The sequence below is a fragment of the Bradyrhizobium sp. AUGA SZCCT0158 genome (assembly GCF_018130065.1).
Classification (GTDB): domain Bacteria; phylum Pseudomonadota; class Alphaproteobacteria; order Rhizobiales; family Xanthobacteraceae; genus Bradyrhizobium.
Genome location: NZ_JAFCME010000033.1, coordinates 1 through 15,833 on the forward strand (window position 1 = coordinate 1; position 15,833 = coordinate 15,833).

The window sequence follows — 15,833 nt, forward strand, 5'->3', positions numbered from 1 at the left end:
TCACCATGAAGCACGGCCTCGAATACTTCCACGCCGCCGCCGCAGGATGGAGCCTCAGACATGTGTGCATGCCCTAGGGCGTTCGCCGGGACGACGACTACTAAAAATCGGTCGTCACCCCGCCCGCTTCTTCCGGCCGATCTCGCTGCGCAGCGCCTGCAACTCCTTGCGCGCCGCGCTCGCGGCGTTGCGTTCGATCTTGCGGTAGCGCTTGACCAGCGAGATGCCGAACGACGTCAGCACCGCGCCGCCGCCGTTCTTGCCGCCGGTCTGCCGCTCGACGGCGGCCTGCCGGCAGATGCGGTTGATCTCATCGACCAGATCCCATGCCCGCTTGTACGACATCTCCATCGCGCGGCCGGCAGCCGAAATCGAGCCGCAGGTCTGGATGTTCTCCAACAGCTGGATCTTGCCCGGCCCGATCCGGGCGTTTGCATCCAGATCGATGCGAACGCTGAGCGAAGGAAGCGATTTGGCACTCGATTTCGGCATGAAAATACTTGCTCACTACATCGGTTCGAGCGGGCTACCGCTTCGCTTTCAAAACAAAAGCTGCTCCAGTCTTTTACGGGCAAGCGGAACCGGTTACATACTCGTATGAATACGGATAAGTTGGAGTTCCACACCGGCATGAATCATCCATCATTGTTTTCCCCGCTGCAGATCGGTCCCTACCAGCTCAAACATCGTCTCGCCCTAGCGCCGCTGACGCGGATGCGGGCGGAAAAGCCCAGCCTCGCGCCGCGGCCGCTGAACGCGGAATATTACGCCCAGCGCGCGACGCCGGGCGGATTGCTGATTGCCGAAGCCTCGCCCGTGATGGCGACGGGTTTTGGCAGCCCCGGCGTCCCCGGAATTTATACCGAGCAGCAGATCGCGGGTTGGCGAAAGGTCGTCGATGCCGTTCACGCCAAGGGCGGCGTGATCTTCCTGCAGCTCTGGCATGTCGGCCGCGTTTCGCATTCCTCGTTCCAGCCCGGCGGCGTGCTGCCGGTGGCACCCTCGGCGGTTGCAATCCCGCCCGATCTGAAGACCGGGACGGCCGACGGCAAAGCCGTGACCTACGAGACGCCGCGCGCGCTCGAGACATCCGAAATCCCTGGCGTGGTCGATGCCTACCGGCAGGCGGCGAAGAATGCGCTTGCCGCCGGCTTCGACGGCGTCGAGATCCACGGTGCCAACGGCTATCTGATCGAGCAGTTCCTGCAGTCGCACACCAATCTGCGCACCGATCAATATGGCGGCTCCATCGAAAACCGCACGCGCTTTCTGATGGAAGTGACAGAGGCCGTGGTCGAGGTCTGGGGCGCGAGCCGCGTCGGCCTGCGGCTGTCGCCGTACGGCATCGCCAATGGCAGCGGCGAGCCGGACCCGATGCCGCTCTATAGCCATGTCGTGCAATCGCTCAATCCGCTCGGGCTCGCCTATCTGCATTTCATCGAACCGCGCTCCAGCGGGGCCGGCCGCGCCGAGGTCAACCATCAGAACGTCCCTTCGGCGATGGTGCTGTTCCGCCCCATTTGGAAAGGCGTGCTGATCACGGCCGGCGGCTTCACCGGCGGGACCGCTGACGCCGCGATCGCGGCCGGCCATGCCGATGCGATCGCGTTCGGACGGATCTTCATCTCCAATCCGGACCTGCCGCGCCGCCTGCAACGCGGCTTCCCGCTGACGCCCTATAACCGCGCGACCTTCTATGGCGGCGACGTCGCCGGCTACACGGACTACCCCGCGCACGACGAGTTGGCGCAGGCATAGCACTCCACCGTCATTGCGAGCGAAGCGAAGCAATCCATCTCACAACGTAAAGAAAGAATGGATTGCTTCGCTTTGCTCGCAATGACGAAACGTGAGGACCGAGCATGTTTCCCGAGCTCGAAGAAACCGAAAAGAAAAAGGCAAAACCGGTGGCGGTGGGAAAACCCGCCGCCGGCCAATGCCTGTGCGGCAAAGTCTGCTTCGAAATCGACGTGCCGGCGCGCTGGGCCTGGCACGATCATACGCCGTCGAGCCGCCGCGCCCACGGCGCGGCCTACGCGACCTATGTCGGAAGCTGGCGCAAGCGCTTCCGCATCACCGAGGGCAAGACCTCCATCACCCGCTATGAAGACAAGGCGACCAAGACCGTGCGCAGCTTCTGCAGCAGCTGCGGCACGCCGATCGCCTACGAGCGCCCGCGTTCGCCGCACATGGTCAACATTCCGCGCGCGCTGTTCACCGGCCGCACCGGCCGCCAGCCGCTCTACCACATCGCGATCGAGGAGCTGCAGGAATGGGCTTATACCGGCGAACCGCTGGTGCCGCTGAAAGGTTATCCCGGCGTGGTCTGGCCGCGCTCGAAAAAGAAGAAGCGCAGTGATCGCGAGGGGATGTTCTAGCCATAACCAGCTTCATGCCTGATCACGCAGGGCAGCCATGACCGCGCTCCATTTGATCTCACCATTGCCGATCGTCATGATGGCCTGATCCCGAGAGGTCAACGAACCTCGGGCAGGAGGAAGTATGAAAAATCGCATTACCGGGCGCTCGGCCTTTCTCGCGCTGCTGAAGGACGAGGGCGTCACGCATCTGTTCGGCAACCCCGGCACCACCGAACTGCCGATCATGCACGCCCTGAAGGATCATCCTGACCTCACCTATGTGATGGCGATGCAGGAGAGCCTGGTGGTCGCGATCGCCGACGGTTACAGCCGCGCCTCGGGCAAGCTCGTCGCCTGCAACGTCCACGTCGCGCCCGGGCTCGGCAATGCGATGGGCTCGCTGTTCAACGCGGCCTTCACCGGCACGCCGATGATCCTGACTGCGGGCCAGCAGGAGCAGGGCCACGGGCTGATGGAGCCGGTGCTGTATGGCCCGCTGGTGCAGATGGCGGAGCCGCTGGTGAAATGGGCCGTCGAGGTGACGCGGCTGGAGGATCTGCCGCGGATCGTGCGCCGCGCCGCCAAGATCGCAACCACGCCGCCGACCGGGCCGGTGTTCATCTCGCTGCCGGGCGACATCCTCAACGCCGAAGCCGGCATCGAGCTCGGCCGCTCCACCCGCGTCGATACCCGCGTCAAACCATCGGACGAAGCGCTCGGGGCGTTGGTCGCGCGCATCCTCAAAGCGGAGCGGCCGGTGATCATTACCGGCGACGAGATCGTCAAGAGCGACGCGTTGAAGGAAGCCGCGCAGTTCGCGGAAGCGATCGGCGCGCCGGCCTATCAGTGTTCGACGCCCTACGGCGCACACTTCCTGTCGGAAAGTCCGTGCTTCATGGGCGCGCTGTCGCGCCTGCAGAAGCAGGTTCGCGAAGTGCTGTCGCCTTACGATCTGATGATCGTGCTCGGCGCCGATCCGTTGCGGATGTCGGTCTACAGCGAAGTCGATCCGCTGCCCGACGGGCTCGGCATCGTGCAGATCGGTCTGGTCGACTGGGATCTCGCCAAGAATTACGGCGCCGAGATCGCGCTCAAGGCCGACGTGAAGGAAACCCTGCGCGCGCTGGTGCCGGCGCTGAAGGCGGCCGGCGGCGGCGCGCTCGAAACGCGCGCCAAGCAGGGCGTGGCCGCGCTGGCCTCAAAGAACTGGACCGCAAAGCGCAAACCGCTGATCGAGCAGATATCGAAGGCCAGCACCAAATCGCCGATCGATCCGGACTGGCTGGCGCTGCAAGTGGTCGAGGCGATGCCCGACAATGCGATCCTGGTCGATGAAGGATTGACGTCGTCGCGGCAGATCCTGGCATTGCGGCCGCACCGCGACCGCTACGGCTATCACGCGCTGGCCTCGGGCGGCATCGGCTGGGGCCTGCCGGCTTCCGTCGGCGTCAGCCTTGCCAATCCCGAGCGCCCGGTGGTGTGCTATTCCGGCGACGGCAGCTCGATGTATTCGATCCAGTCGCTGTGGACCGCGGCGAACCACAAGCTGCCGCTGACCTTCGTGATCGTCAACAATGGCGGCTATCGCATCATCAAGCAGCGCCTGCTCGCCTTCCACGGCGACGATCATTATGTCGGCATGGACTTCGTCGATCCGCCGGTGGATTTCACCGGCGTCGCCAAATCACTCGGGCTGGAAGCTATGCGTGTCACCGATCCGGGGCAACTGAAGTCGGTGCTGTCGTCAGCTATTGGTCGGCCCGGCACCAAGCTGATCGAGGTGGTGGTGAGCAATTCGGTGAATTGAGAGGTAATGCAAACTATCCCCGTCATGCTGAGGTGCGCGCTCTTGTGCGCCTCGAAGCACGACGGCCCGGCTGTGGCCGATGCATCCCTCGAGGCTCGCCCAGCGGTGCAAGTGCACCGCAGGTTCGCACCTCCAGCGACAACGGCGAAGCCGTTGCGCGGGGATGACGGAAGTAGCAGCGTTGTCATTCCGCCGCCTTCACCCGCACACCCGGCCGATACTGGCTCGCCGGATGCTGCGCCGTCAGCCGCGCGCGGCCCTCGCCGAACAGCTTCTCGCGCAACGTGCCCTCGGCATAGGCGCTCTTGTATCGCCCGCGACGGGTCAGTTCGGGCACCAGCATGTCGGCGATGTCCTCGAAATCGCCGGGCGAGGTCGCGAAGGCGACGTTGAGGCCGTCGACGTCGGTCTGCTCGAACCAGGCCTCGATATCGTCGGCGACCTTCTCGGGCGTGCCGACCACGACGGGGCCGGCGCCGCCGATGCCGACATGTTCGATGACTTCGCGCACGGTCCAGACCCGATCCGGATCGGCGCGGGTGACGTTGTCGAGCGCGGTGCGGCCGGCGTCGTTCTGGACGTGGCGGACCTGCTGGTCGAGGTCGTAGCCGGAGAAATCGACGCCGGTCCAGCCCGACATCAGCGCCAGCGCACCCTCGGGATTGATGTGCTCGCGATACTCGGCGTATTTCGCCTTCGCCTCCGCCTCGGTGCGCCCGAGGATGATCGTCATCATGCTGAACATCAGGATCTCGGCCGGGTTGCGCCCGATCTCGCGTGCCAGGTCACGGATCGCCGCGACGCGCGGACCGATGATCTTGGCCGACGGGCCCGACATGAACACGCATTCGGCGTGCCGGGCGGCGAACTGCCGGCCGCGCGGCGAGGTGCCGGCTTGGTACAGCACCGGCGTGCGCTGCGGCGACGGCTCGCTCAGATGAATCGCATTGAGCCGGTAATGACTGCCCTCATGCGCGATGGGGTGCACCTTCGCCGGGTCCGCGAAGACGCCGCGCGCGCGATCGCGCAGCACGGCGGCGTCCTCCCAGCTGCCTTCCCAGAGCTTATAGACCAGCTCCATATATTCATCGGCGATCTCGTAGCGGTCGTCGTGCGCGGTCTGCTTGTCCTTGCCGGCGCCGCGCGCGGCGCTGTCGAGATAGCCGGTCACCACGTTCCAGCCGACCCGTCCCTCGGTAAGGTGATCGAGCGTCGACATCCGCCGCGCGAACGGATAGGGCGGCTCGAACGACAGATTGCTGGTGACGCCGAAGCCGAGATGCTTCGTCACCGCCGCCATCGCGGGAATCAGCATCAGCGGTTCATTCGAGGGGGTCTGCGCGCCGTTGCGCAGCGCCGCGTCGGGGCTGGAGCCGAACACGTCATAGACGCCGAGCACGTCGGCGAGAAACAAGCCGTCGAAACGCCCGCGTTCCAGCGTCCTGGCGAGATCCAGCCAATAGGGCAGTCGGTTATAGTCAAGGGTACGGTCGCGCGGATGGGTCCACAGCCCGGGCGATTGATGCGCCACGCAGTTCATGGCAAAGGCGTTGAGCCGGATCTGTTTTTTCATGGTGGTGGAACCTTGGCTATTCCCGGATACGCCGCCCGGTCGGATGCCGGGCTGTTGGCGGAAATTGTTGCATTGCATGAGGCTTAGCAAGGCCTTATTCGCCCCGACTGATACTACTTCCAGTAGATGAGTTGTATAACTACACTAACCAGTGATACGTTCGCGAACGCAAAAGGAAACAGCATGACGACGAGAGCCGATGCGATTGAAAATGTCCGTCAGCAGTTTCATTCGGGCGAATTCCTCGCCGAGCTCAACCGCCGGGTCGGTTTCCCTACGCAGAGCCAGGAGCCGCTGCCGGGCGATCCCTTGCGCGCCTATCTGGTGGAAGGACTGCAGCCTGCCTTTGAAGAGCTCGGGTTCTCGACCCGGCTGATCGAGTCGCCGCTCGGCAAGGGCCCGTATCTGCTGGCGGACTATCGCGAGGATCCGTCATTGTTGACGGTTCTCTCCTACGGTCATGGCGACGTTGTGGGTGGCATGGTCGGTGAATGGCGCGACAACCTCAATCCGTGGCAAACCACGACCAAGGGCGATCGCGTCTACGGCCGCGGCACCGCCGACAACAAGGGGCAGCACAGTATCAACATGGCGGCGTTGCGCGCCGTCCGCGAAGCCCGCGGCGGCAAGCTCGGCTTCAATGCCAAGTTCATCATCGAGACCAGCGAGGAGATCGGCTCGCCGGACCTGGCTGAGGTCTGCGAGGCGCTGCAGCAGGAACTCAAGGCCGACCTGTTGCTCGCATCCGACGGCCCACGGCTGTCGGCGGATCGTCCCACCATCTTCCTCGGCTGCCGCGGCGGCGTGCGCATCCATCTCGACGTCAACCTGCGTGAAGGCGGCAATCACTCCGGCAATTGGGGCGGCCTGCTCGCCAACCCCGCGACCATCCTGGCAAACGCGATCGCCGCGCTGGTCGATCACCGGGGACGGATGAAGCTCGACATCATGAAGCCGCCGCGCATCTCGAACCTGATCCGCACGGCACTTGCCGATGTGGAGGTCGAGCCTACGGCGGATGAGCCGCAGGTCTCCGAGAACTGGGGCGAGGATGGCCTCTCCGCCGCCGAACGCGTCTATGCCTGGAACACGCTGGAAGTGCTGGCGATGTCATCGGGCAATATCGATGAGCCGGCGAACGCGATTCCAGGCGTGGCTCGCGCCGTGTTGCAGCTACGCTTCGTGGTCGGCACCGAATACGAAAAGGTGGTCGACGCTGTCAGGACCTATCTGCACGCCAATGGCTTTGCGATGGTTGATGTCAGCGGGCAGCAGAGGTTTGGCGCGTCGCGTACCGATCTGGACAGCCCCTGGGTCAACTGGGCGGCGAACTCGATCCGGCAGACCACGGGCAAGGCGCCGGCGATCCTGCCGAATATCGGCGGTTCGCTGCCCAACGGCGTCTTTGCAGAAGGGCTCGGCCTGCCGACGATCTGGATTCCGCATTCCTATCCCGGCTGCTCGCAGCACGCGCCGGATGAACACATCCTGCTGCCGGTCACCGAGGAAGCGCTGGCCATCATGGCGGGCCTGTTCTGGGATCTCGGCGAGGTGCCGCGTAAACCGTGATGCCGTTAATGGTTCGTGTGACGGAATAAGAACGATGCTGCGGCGCGAAAACGCCGTTTCATGCTATAAAAATTTAGCTCTGCGTATCGTCAGGCGAAATATTGCTCTGTCGCCCGCGCGCCGCGCTCTCTAGGATCGGGGGAAGCGCGATGCGGGGAAGGGCGGCATGAACGCGACGTCACCTAAGAAGAAGCCAGCGCTGTCCGTCGCCGGGCAGCCGGCCAACTTCAACGCCATCCAAAAGGTCTGCGCGATCCTGCGCGTGCTGGCGCAGAACTCGCCGCTGCGGCTCACCGAGATCGCCGACGCCACCTCGCTGAACAAGGCGACGGCGCTGCGCATCCTCGGCTCGCTGATCGAGGAGGGCTTCGTCACCCGCGTGACCGGCGCAAAAACCTACGAGCTCGGCCAGGAGGCGCGGGTGATGGCGGTCAGCGCGCGCCGCACCGTCGACATCGCCGAACTGGCGCAGCCGAGCCTGCTGCGGCTTTCGGAGCGATCCGCCGATACCGCGCTGTTGTCGGTGCGCAGCGGCGTCGAGGCGCTGTATCTGGCGCGTTCCGTCGGCAGCCATCCTTTGCAGCCCAATTACCTGCAGATCGGCAGCCGCCGGCCGCTCGGCGTCGGCGCCGGCAGCCTTGCGCTGATGGTGTGGCTGCCGGACGCCGAGATCGACGCCATCATCGAAGTCATCATGCCGCGGCTGGCGAAATCGCCGCGCATCACGTCGAAATATCTGCGCGAGCGGATCATAGCTGCCCGCAAGCATGGCCATACCGTGCAGATCGACGTTGCCCTTCCCGGCATGGGCGGGGTCGGCGTCCCGATCCGCGACGATGCCGGGCAGGTGATTGCGGCGCTGAGCGTCGGCGCCTCCAGCGACCGGATCAGGCGGCGCGAAACCGAGCTTGCGGAGATGCTGAAGAAGGAAGCGCTGATCCTGACACGGGCAATGGCGCAGCCGGTGAAACCGGGTGCGCTGAAGGTGATCAAGGCAGGTTAGGGCGGTTGAAGGATCAAACCCCTTCATCCAGTGCGACCAGCTCGCGCTTCTTGCGCAGCGACGGCAACAGCGGTCCGACCAGCAGCACCACCGCGAGCGCCAGGCAGGTAGCCGAGATCGGCCGTGTCACGAAGGTCATCAGGTCGCCCTGGGAAAGGATCAGCGATTTGCGCAGGTTGTTTTCCAGCATCGGTCCGAGCACGAAGGCCAGCACCAGCGGTGCCGGCTCGTAGCCGAGCTTGCGCATGAAATAGCCGATCACGCCGAACGCGATCATGACGTAGACGTCGAACACGTTGTTGCTGGAGCAATAGACGCCGATAATCGTGAACAGAATGATCAGCGGGAACAGGATGTTGTACGGCAGCTTCAGCAGCTGAACCCACATCCCGATCAGCGGCAGATTGAGCACCAGCAGCATCAAATTGCCGATATACATGCTGGCGACGATGCCCCAGAACAGACCCGGGTTCTGGGTGATCAGCAGCGGGCCGGGCTGCAGGCCGTGGATCACGAACGCCCCTAGCAATAGCGCCATCACCACGTTTGGCGGGATGCCCAGCGTCATCAGCGGAATGAAGGCGCCGCCAGCCGCGGCGTTGTTGGCGGCTTCAGGTCCCGCCACGCCTTCGATCGCGCCATTGCCAAAACGCTCCGGCGTTTTCGACAGCCGCTTCTCCAGCGCGTAGGACGCGAATGACGAGATCACAGCGCCGCCGCCCGGCAGGATGCCGAGGAAGAATCCGAGAACGGTTCCGCGTGCGACCGGCCCGGTGCTGGCCTTCCAGTCTTCCTTGCTGGGAAACAGCTGCGTGATCTTGGCGTTGATGATGTCGCGCTTGATGATGTGCTCGGTGTTGAGCAGCACCTCGGCGACGCCGAACAGGCCCATCACCACGGGGACGAGGCCGATGCCATCGATCAATTCAATCCGGCCGAAGGTCAGGCGGGGCTGCGCCGTGATGCTGTCCAGCCCGATCAGACCAAGCACGATGCCGATGCAGGCCATCAGCAGCGCCTTCGCCATCGACCCCTGCGTGAGGAAGGTCAGCACCACGAGGCCCAGCGCCATCAGGCTGAAATAGTCAGCCGGTCCGAACGCGATCGCGACACTGGCCAGGGACGGCGCCACCAGCATCAAGGCGATCAGCGCGAAGGTGCCGGCGATAAAGGAGCCGAACGCCGAGATGCCGAGCGCCGGCCCGGCGCGGCCTTGTTTCGCCATCTGGTGGCCGTCGATGCAGGTGACGACGGAAGCCGCTTCCCCGGGGATGTTGACCAGGATCGACGTGGTCGAGCCGCCATACATCGACCCGTAATAGATGCCGGCCATCATGATGATGCCGGATTCCGGCGTTCCCGACAGCGTGACCGGCAGCAACAGCGACATGGCCGAGATCGGCCCGATGCCGGGGAGCACGCCGACCAGCGTGCCGATGAAGACGCCGATGAAGCAATAGACCAGGTTGACCGGCAACAGAGCGATGCCGAAACCGTGCGCGACGTTGATGATCGTGTCCATGTCGCGGTCAACCGATTTCGAAGATGCCCGAAGGCAGCTGGATCAAAAGCAAACGTTTCAGAATCCACCACATGCCGAGGGGGGCGATGACGGCGATCGGGATCGCCAGCGACCAGCGCACCGGATCTATCAGCCGCAACAGCAGCACCATCAACGGGATCGACGACAGCAGAAAGCCGAACGTATCGAGCGAGAAGGCGAACGCGGTGAGGGAGGCGATGACGATCAGCGGTTTGGTCCAGCGCGCATTCTCCCAGCGCGAACCGAAAGTCGGTCCGCCCTCGGTGAGCGACGCAATGATGATCGATGCCGCGAACAGGCACATCAGGATGCCGGTGTAGAACAGCACGTAGCCGGAGCCGGGATCGTTGATGGTGCCCAGTTTCAGATTGAGCCCGGACCGGATGACGAAAAGGCCGAGCCCGAGCCCGATCAATCCACCCCACAATTCGGAATTGTTGAAGCGGAATTTGACGTTGCTGTTATTGCTCATGGATTGTTCTCTCAGCCGTTCCCCGGACTGCGCAGCACCATAAGCGCGTTTACGTGTGTCTTCCACACGCTATGGCGACGGCGCTGCAGAGCCGGGGTCGGTCTTGCTGTGTTGTGGGTCCCGGCTCTGCGGAGCAGCGCTTTGCGCCGCACCGCGTCCGGACACGAGGATGGTCTATGCTACTTCTTCGCCAGCCCGAGTGAGTCGATCACCTTGCGTTCGGAATTGGTGACCTCGACGACGAACTTCTTGTAGTCCTCGGTATTCTTGTAATTCGGCACCATGTCGTATTTCGCGAGCGTTGCGATCACGGCCGGGTCCTCGAGGGCCTTCTTGAAGGCGTCGTGCAGCTTGGCGACGATCTTCGGGTCCATGCCCTTCGGTCCGGCGATGCCGAACGGCGAGTCATAGACCATGGGATAGCCGAGTTCCTTCAGCGTCGGCACGTTGGGAAAATTCGGCGAGCGCGCCGAGGTCCACACCATCAGCAGCCGCAACTTGCCGGCGTCGACCAGCGGACGCCATCCGGTCGAATCCGCCTGCAGCATGGTGTGCTGTCCGAGCACGGCGGCGTTGGTCTCCGCGCCGCCCTTGAACGGCACCTGCGTCAGCTTGATGCCGGCGAGCGTCGCGATTTGTTCCATGCCGATATGCAGCGAGGTTCCGGCGCCCGGGGTCGCGTAGGTCACCTTGCCGGGATTCTGTTTGGCGAAGTCGACGACGTCCTTCCAGGTCTTGAACTGCGACTCGGCATTGGTGGTGACACCGAAGGTATAACCGGTGAGGTGGATGATGTAGGAGAAATCCTTGGACGGATCCCAGGATACTTCCTGCATCAGCGGCAGGCGGAACACGGTGATCGGTAGCTGCGCGATGGTGTAGCCATCGGGCTTGGCTCCGGCCGCCATGGTGGCCGGACCGACGGTGCCGCCGCCGCCCGCCTTGTTGTCGATCGCGATCGGCTGGCCGAGAATCTTGGAGGCGCTTTCGGCGATTGCGCGCATCGTAAGGTCGGTCGATCCGCCCGCGGGCCACGGCACGATCAGGGTGATCGGCTTGGTGGGATATTCCTGCGCGCCGGCGGCGGCGGAAATCAGCATGCCGACGGCGGCGACAGCGAACATCAAACGGCTTGGTCTCGACATCTCAAACTCTCCCTTGCGGCCCCGTTGGAAGCGAGGCCGCTTTGTTGCTCTTTGATGCCTTCAATCTTCTCTGAAAACGCAGGCGAAGAAAAGCGCATTGACCGCGCTAACCTATCCAATCGGCTCAGCAATTGGCTGGAATTGACATCTGCGACAATTGGTCTGCCGCGGCATCCCGAGATACGGAATTTACCGGGTCGCACGTGTGCGGCAAGCATGGTTGCACGGCGTCAACGCCGTGCCGCCAACCTTGCGACCATGGAACGTTCGGGCCATCATATCACGATATGACGGCAGGGTTCCGTTCTCCCGATGCCGTTATTGCCGAAAACCCCCTGGAGCGCATGAGTTCAGCTTCGAACGCGACCGACAATGCGGTCCTCAAAGCATTCGCGACAATCCCCGCGCTGCTCGAACAGGCGCCGGAGCTGATCGTTCGCGGCCGGTTTCTCGACTGCGAGTGTCTGCTCGGACCGACCGGCCATCCTCTTCACGCCTCGATCCGTGCCGGCCGTATCGTCGATTTGACATCGGCGCCGGTGCTGATGCGCTCCTGGCGGTTTGCCTATCGCGCTTCACCGGCCGCCTGGGCGGCGTACTGGCAGCCCGCGCCGCGGCCGGGCTGGCATGATCTGCTCGCCCTGACCAAGCGCGGCGAGGCCGCTATCGAGGGCGATCTGCATCCCTTCATGACGCATCTGCAATATTTCAAGGATGTGCTGGCGTTACCGCGGCAGCATTTCGCGGTAGCGGCATCATGAGCGGCTATGTCGAGCCGATGATCGGCCGCTATGTCCATGTCGACATCGGCGCCGAAATGCATCGCATCTATTTCGAGGAAAACGGCACCGGCATTCCGCTGGTGTGCCTGCACACCGCGGGTTCCGATGCGCGGCAATGGCGGCATCTGCTGGCCGACGCGGAGTTCGCGAAGCATTTTCGGATCATCGCGTTCGACATGCCCTGGCACGGCAAATCCAATCCGCCGGCCAGCTGGAACGGCGACGAATATCAGCTCACCACGGCGCGCTACACCGAAACCATCCGCGCCTTCTGCAAGGCGCTGAAGCTCGACAAGCCGGTGGTGATGGGCTGCTCGATCGGCGGCCGCATCGTGCTCAATCTGGCGATCGATCACGCCGCCGAATTCCGGGCGTTGATTGGCCTGGAAGCGGCTGATTTCCAGGCGCCGTGGTACGATACCACATGGCTCAACCGCCCCGACGTCCATGGCGGCGAAGTCTGCGCGGCGCTGGTGTCGGGTCTGATTGCGCCGCAGGGCCCGCAAGCGGCGCGGACCGAGACGCTGTGGGGGTACAAGCAGGGCGGACCCGGCGTCTTCAAGGGCGATCTTTATTTCTATCGGGTCGACGGCGATCTGCGCGGCCGGGTCGAGAACATCGACACCGATGTCTGCCCGCTGTTTCTGCTCACCGGCGAATATGACTTCTCCTGCACGCCGGAAGACACCAAGCGCACGGCGGCGGCGATCAGGGGCGCCCATGTCACCATCATGGAGCAGCTCGGCCATTTTCCAATGAGCGAGAATCCCGAACAGTTTCGTCGCTACATTGCGCCGGTGCTGGCCCAGATCGTCGCGTCGGCTAAAGTCACCGCCTAGCAGCCGTTGCCGCTTCAAGCCGCGCGGTGCAAGGCGAAGGGTCCGCCTTCGATCGCCGGCCGCTTGCGATCAATCAAATCCGCCGTCAGCCGCGCGCTGCCGCAGGCAAGCGTCCAACCGAGCATGCCGTGGCCTGAATTGATGAACAGGCCATCAAGCGGCGACCAGCCGATGATCGGCCGGCTGTCGGGCGTCATCGGGCGCAGCCCGCACCAGGGCTGGACGTCGCCGCCGGCGTCGATACCGAGCAACTCGGCTGAAGCGCGGCGCAGCGTGTCGATGCGCCCGACATCGATCCTGGCATCATCACTCTCGATGTCGGCGATGCCCGCGACCCGTATCGTCGTCCGTTCGCCGGACGAGAGCGGCGCGAACACCAGCTTGCGTTCCATATCGGTGACGCTGTGGCGAAGCGCGTGGGTATCGTCAGGGGGTGTCAGGGTGATGCTGTATCCTTTGACCGGATAGATCGGCAGATAGAATCCGCAAGCGCGCGCAAAGGCACGCGATGCCGCGCCCATGCACAGCACAAAGCGGTCCGCCTGCACACGCCCTTTCGTGGTCTCGACCGCGCAGAGGCGGCCGCCGGACCTGACCGGCCCAACCACCGGCGCGCCCAGCAGCCATTCGATGTTGCTGCGCTGCTTCATGCGGGCCGTGAGTGCGGCGCAGAATGCCGCACAATCGCCGACCTGCTCGGAGGCCGTGTAGACCCCGCCCGCGAGCTCGCGCACGTCGAGTTTGAGCCCAGGCTCCAGCGCCAGGCACTCGGCAGGTGTCAGAACCTGTTGCTGATCATCACCGGTGCCCATCCTGGCAATTGCGCCTCGCGCCGTGTCGAATTCCTTGCCTGTCCGGAATACGACGAGCTTGCCCGCGGTCCTCAATCCGAACGCGAGCCCAAGGGCCTCGGACAGCTGCGCCAACTCGCTCCGGCTCAAGGCGGCGAGCGCAAGTTGGGCGCCAATGGTCTCTTGCACGGCGTTCGAGCGGCAGGCCAGCAGGAAACGCGCGCCCCACGCCACCAAAGCAGGGTCCAATCCGGGCCGAATGCGAATGGGCGAGCCCTTCGACATCAATAGCGATGGAAGCTTCATCAGCAGCGCCGGCGAGGCCAGCGGCGCCACGAAGGCGTAGCTGAGCTGGCCGCCATTCGCAGCGCTGGCGTCTGCTCCGGTGGAAACGTTGCGGTCGACGACGGTGACATCATGTCCGGCTTCGGCGAGGCGCCATGCTGTGGTGAGGCCGATGACGCCGGCGCCGAGTACGCAAATTTTCATTTCGATGTCTCTTTTTGAAACGGCCGCCCGATCGAAACGTAACTTGACCGGGGACGAACTGGATGGTGTGGGCACCGCCAGACTAGGGCGTTCACTCGCCGCCACTGATGCGAAGGTCGCATAATGCAAAACTTGCATCATCGGCCGCGGCGTAGCACGCTAGCGATGGGTGGCGGTTTTGGGCGGGTTGCGGGCCGGGTTATGACAGGGCGCCGACTGATCGGGATGGACCTTTCGGCGACGGCCGGGCGCCGCGATGCAAAGCTTGCATTGGTCAAGGCGCATGCCGATTGGCTAGGTTCCGCGCATGGGGGATCACATTCTTGACCGGCAACGAGCACCCGACGCTGTTCGCTGCCTTGCGCCGCCTGGAGAGGCGCCGCAGGCCGGCGCGGCGGCGCCACGCGTCCAGGCAAGGTGCGTGATGGAGCTGCGCTGGCTGCAGGATTTTCTGATGGTGGCCGAGACCGGCAACTTTACGCGGGCGGCCGAGCGACGAAATACCTCGCAGGCCGCGTTCAGCCGCCGGATCAAATCGCTGGAGGCCTGGCTCGGCTTCGACCTGATCGACCGCAGCGTCTATCCGACCCAATTGACGCCGCAGGGCGAGCGCTTTCGCGAACATGCCGGCGAGCTGCTGCGGCAGATGCTGGACGCGCGGGTGGAGCTTGGCGGCAAGCCGGTTCGGCGTCACGAACATATCAGGATCGCGTTGCCGTTTGCGATGGCGACTTCCCGCCTGCCGCATTGGTGGCAGCTCTGGTCGCAGGAGCGGCGCCTGAGCTGCTCGGTCGTGGTCGGCAATATCCACGACCTCGTCACCTCGCTGGTCTCGAACAATGTCGACCTGATGATCTGCTACCACCACGCCCAGCAGCCGATCCATCTCGATCCGGACCGCTATGAACGTGCGATCCTCGGCACCGAATTCCTGCGGCCCTATGCCAGCCAGGCGCTGGTGACGAAGGGGAGTGCCTCGCTGCCCGGCCGGCCGACGCATCCGGTGCCGCTTCTGATGTACTCGCCGGGCGTGTATTTTGCGCGCTTGGTTGATCTCATCCTGGAAAATGCCCCGGTTTCTGGCACCCGGGTGATCGAAAGCGACATGTCGGACGTGCTGTGCGAAATGGCGCTCGCCGGCCGCGGCGTCGCCTGGCTTTGCGAGAGCACGGTGGCAGCCTCCGGCCGCAAGGGGCTGACGGCGGTCGGCGGTGACAAATGGGCGCTGCCTTTGTCAATGGTCGCCTTTAGAGATAGGACGAATAGCCAGCGGTCGCTAAATCTGTTTTGGTCCGAGTTATGCAGGTATAGTGCCGGACACGATGGGGGCAATCAGGAAAGGACCGCCTCGAGATCGTCGGCCAAATCACCTTCCAGGTCGTCGAGATCGAGTGGATGATGAATTTCAAACCAATAGAGGGAGAAGTTACGTGAAACACCGTCATATTATCGGCTGTCTG

The 15,833-nt window shown here is 63.9% G+C and carries 14 protein-coding genes; 8 read left to right on the forward strand and 6 right to left on the reverse strand.

Annotated elements, in window-relative coordinates; all coding sequences use genetic code 11:
- Window positions 1-114: 114 nt before the first annotated feature.
- On the reverse strand, window positions 115-492 hold the full coding sequence (locus tag JQ574_RS30605) for a winged helix-turn-helix domain-containing protein (RefSeq protein WP_212209537.1): 378 nt from the start codon (window positions 490-492) through the stop codon (window positions 115-117).
- A 138-nt stretch (window positions 493-630) separates the two neighbouring features.
- Here JQ574_RS30605 and JQ574_RS30610 point away from each other — a divergent pair, with 138 nt between their 5' ends.
- From JQ574_RS30610 to JQ574_RS30620, 3 genes are all read left to right on the forward strand, one after another.
- Window positions 631-1,758: an alkene reductase gene (locus JQ574_RS30610; RefSeq protein ID WP_212209538.1), complete on the forward strand. Its 1,128-nt coding sequence runs from the start codon at window positions 631-633 to the stop codon at window positions 1,756-1,758.
- A 104-nt stretch (window positions 1,759-1,862) separates the two neighbouring features.
- A complete protein-coding gene (locus JQ574_RS30615) occupies window positions 1,863-2,378 on the forward strand; it encodes a GFA family protein (RefSeq protein WP_212384140.1) in 516 nt (171 codons plus the stop codon).
- Window positions 2,379-2,502: 124 nt separating this feature from the next.
- Window positions 2,503-4,167 carry a thiamine pyrophosphate-binding protein gene (locus JQ574_RS30620; protein ID WP_212209540.1) on the forward strand — a complete coding sequence of 555 codons (1,665 nt, stop codon included), beginning with the start codon at window positions 2,503-2,505 and terminating at the stop codon, window positions 4,165-4,167.
- Window positions 4,168-4,351: 184 nt separating this feature from the next.
- Here the strand turns inward: JQ574_RS30620 and JQ574_RS30625 are convergent, their stop codons facing one another.
- Complete coding sequence (locus JQ574_RS30625) at window positions 4,352-5,740, reverse strand: LLM class flavin-dependent oxidoreductase (RefSeq protein ID WP_212209541.1); 1,389 nt, start codon at window positions 5,738-5,740, stop codon at window positions 4,352-4,354.
- A 183-nt stretch (window positions 5,741-5,923) separates the two neighbouring features.
- Here JQ574_RS30625 and JQ574_RS30630 point away from each other — a divergent pair, with 183 nt between their 5' ends.
- Window positions 5,924-7,309, forward strand: coding sequence for a M20 family metallopeptidase (locus JQ574_RS30630; protein ID WP_212209542.1), 1,386 nt, complete (start codon window positions 5,924-5,926; stop codon window positions 7,307-7,309).
- A 166-nt stretch (window positions 7,310-7,475) separates the two neighbouring features.
- Window positions 7,476-8,312, forward strand: coding sequence for an IclR family transcriptional regulator (locus tag JQ574_RS30635; RefSeq protein WP_212209543.1), 837 nt, complete (start codon window positions 7,476-7,478; stop codon window positions 8,310-8,312).
- Window positions 8,313-8,325: 13 nt separating this feature from the next.
- Here JQ574_RS30635 and JQ574_RS30640 read toward each other — a convergent pair whose 3' ends face one another.
- The 3 genes from JQ574_RS30640 to JQ574_RS30650 all read right to left on the reverse strand — a co-directional run bounded on the left by JQ574_RS30640 (window position 8,326) and on the right by JQ574_RS30650 (window position 11,472).
- Window positions 8,326-9,834, reverse strand: coding sequence for a tripartite tricarboxylate transporter permease (locus JQ574_RS30640; RefSeq protein ID WP_212209544.1), 1,509 nt, complete (start codon window positions 9,832-9,834; stop codon window positions 8,326-8,328).
- A gap of 7 nt (window positions 9,835-9,841) precedes the next feature.
- Window positions 9,842-10,327, reverse strand: a complete 486-nt coding sequence (locus tag JQ574_RS30645; RefSeq protein ID WP_212209545.1) for a tripartite tricarboxylate transporter TctB family protein — start codon at window positions 10,325-10,327, stop codon at window positions 9,842-9,844.
- A gap of 179 nt (window positions 10,328-10,506) precedes the next feature.
- Entirely contained in the window at window positions 10,507-11,472 is a 966-nt protein-coding gene (locus JQ574_RS30650) for a tripartite tricarboxylate transporter substrate binding protein (RefSeq protein WP_212209546.1), read from the reverse strand.
- Between the two features lie 344 nt (window positions 11,473-11,816).
- Here JQ574_RS30650 and JQ574_RS30655 point away from each other — a divergent pair, with 344 nt between their 5' ends.
- Both JQ574_RS30655 and JQ574_RS30660 read left to right on the forward strand, forming a co-directional pair.
- Window positions 11,817-12,233 carry a hypothetical protein gene (locus JQ574_RS30655; protein ID WP_212209547.1) on the forward strand — a complete coding sequence of 139 codons (417 nt, stop codon included), beginning with the start codon at window positions 11,817-11,819 and terminating at the stop codon, window positions 12,231-12,233.
- Window positions 12,230-13,093, forward strand: coding sequence for an alpha/beta fold hydrolase (locus JQ574_RS30660; protein WP_212209548.1), 864 nt, complete (start codon window positions 12,230-12,232; stop codon window positions 13,091-13,093). Before JQ574_RS30655 ends, JQ574_RS30660 begins: the two co-directional genes overlap by 4 nt.
- 14 nt (window positions 13,094-13,107) lie before the next feature.
- Here the strand turns inward: JQ574_RS30660 and JQ574_RS30665 are convergent, their stop codons facing one another.
- Complete coding sequence (locus JQ574_RS30665; protein ID WP_212209549.1) at window positions 13,108-14,373, reverse strand: D-amino acid dehydrogenase; 1,266 nt, start codon at window positions 14,371-14,373, stop codon at window positions 13,108-13,110.
- Between the two features lie 424 nt (window positions 14,374-14,797).
- Here JQ574_RS30665 and JQ574_RS30670 point away from each other — a divergent pair, with 424 nt between their 5' ends.
- The gene (locus JQ574_RS30670; RefSeq protein ID WP_212275742.1) at window positions 14,798-15,772 is read left to right on the forward strand and encodes a LysR family transcriptional regulator; all 975 of its coding nucleotides are present in this window, start codon (window positions 14,798-14,800) and stop codon (window positions 15,770-15,772) included.
- The last annotated feature ends 61 nt before the right edge of the window (window positions 15,773-15,833 follow it).

Excerpts from the sequence above, each read along its gene's own strand:
- JQ574_RS30605 (WP_212209537.1), bottom strand. The coding sequence starts at position 492 with ATGCCGAAATCGAGTGCCAAATCGCTTCCTTCGCTCAGCGTTCGCATC.
- JQ574_RS30610 (WP_212209538.1), top strand. The coding sequence starts at position 631 with ATGAATCATCCATCATTGTTTTCCCCGCTGCAGATCGGTCCCTACCAG.
- JQ574_RS30615 (WP_212384140.1), top strand. The coding sequence starts at position 1,863 with ATGTTTCCCGAGCTCGAAGAAACCGAAAAGAAAAAGGCAAAACCGGTG.
- JQ574_RS30620 (WP_212209540.1), top strand. The coding sequence starts at position 2,503 with ATGAAAAATCGCATTACCGGGCGCTCGGCCTTTCTCGCGCTGCTGAAG.
- JQ574_RS30625 (WP_212209541.1), bottom strand. The coding sequence starts at position 5,740 with ATGAAAAAACAGATCCGGCTCAACGCCTTTGCCATGAACTGCGTGGCG.
- JQ574_RS30630 (WP_212209542.1), top strand. The coding sequence starts at position 5,924 with ATGACGACGAGAGCCGATGCGATTGAAAATGTCCGTCAGCAGTTTCAT.
- JQ574_RS30635 (WP_212209543.1), top strand. The coding sequence starts at position 7,476 with ATGAACGCGACGTCACCTAAGAAGAAGCCAGCGCTGTCCGTCGCCGGG.
- JQ574_RS30640 (WP_212209544.1), bottom strand. The coding sequence starts at position 9,834 with ATGGACACGATCATCAACGTCGCGCACGGTTTCGGCATCGCTCTGTTG.
- JQ574_RS30645 (WP_212209545.1), bottom strand. The coding sequence starts at position 10,327 with ATGAGCAATAACAGCAACGTCAAATTCCGCTTCAACAATTCCGAATTG.
- JQ574_RS30650 (WP_212209546.1), bottom strand. The coding sequence starts at position 11,472 with ATGTCGAGACCAAGCCGTTTGATGTTCGCTGTCGCCGCCGTCGGCATG.
- JQ574_RS30655 (WP_212209547.1), top strand. The coding sequence starts at position 11,817 with ATGAGTTCAGCTTCGAACGCGACCGACAATGCGGTCCTCAAAGCATTC.
- JQ574_RS30660 (WP_212209548.1), top strand. The coding sequence starts at position 12,230 with ATGAGCGGCTATGTCGAGCCGATGATCGGCCGCTATGTCCATGTCGAC.
- JQ574_RS30665 (WP_212209549.1), bottom strand. The coding sequence starts at position 14,373 with ATGAAAATTTGCGTACTCGGCGCCGGCGTCATCGGCCTCACCACAGCA.
- JQ574_RS30670 (WP_212275742.1), top strand. The coding sequence starts at position 14,798 with ATGGAGCTGCGCTGGCTGCAGGATTTTCTGATGGTGGCCGAGACCGGC.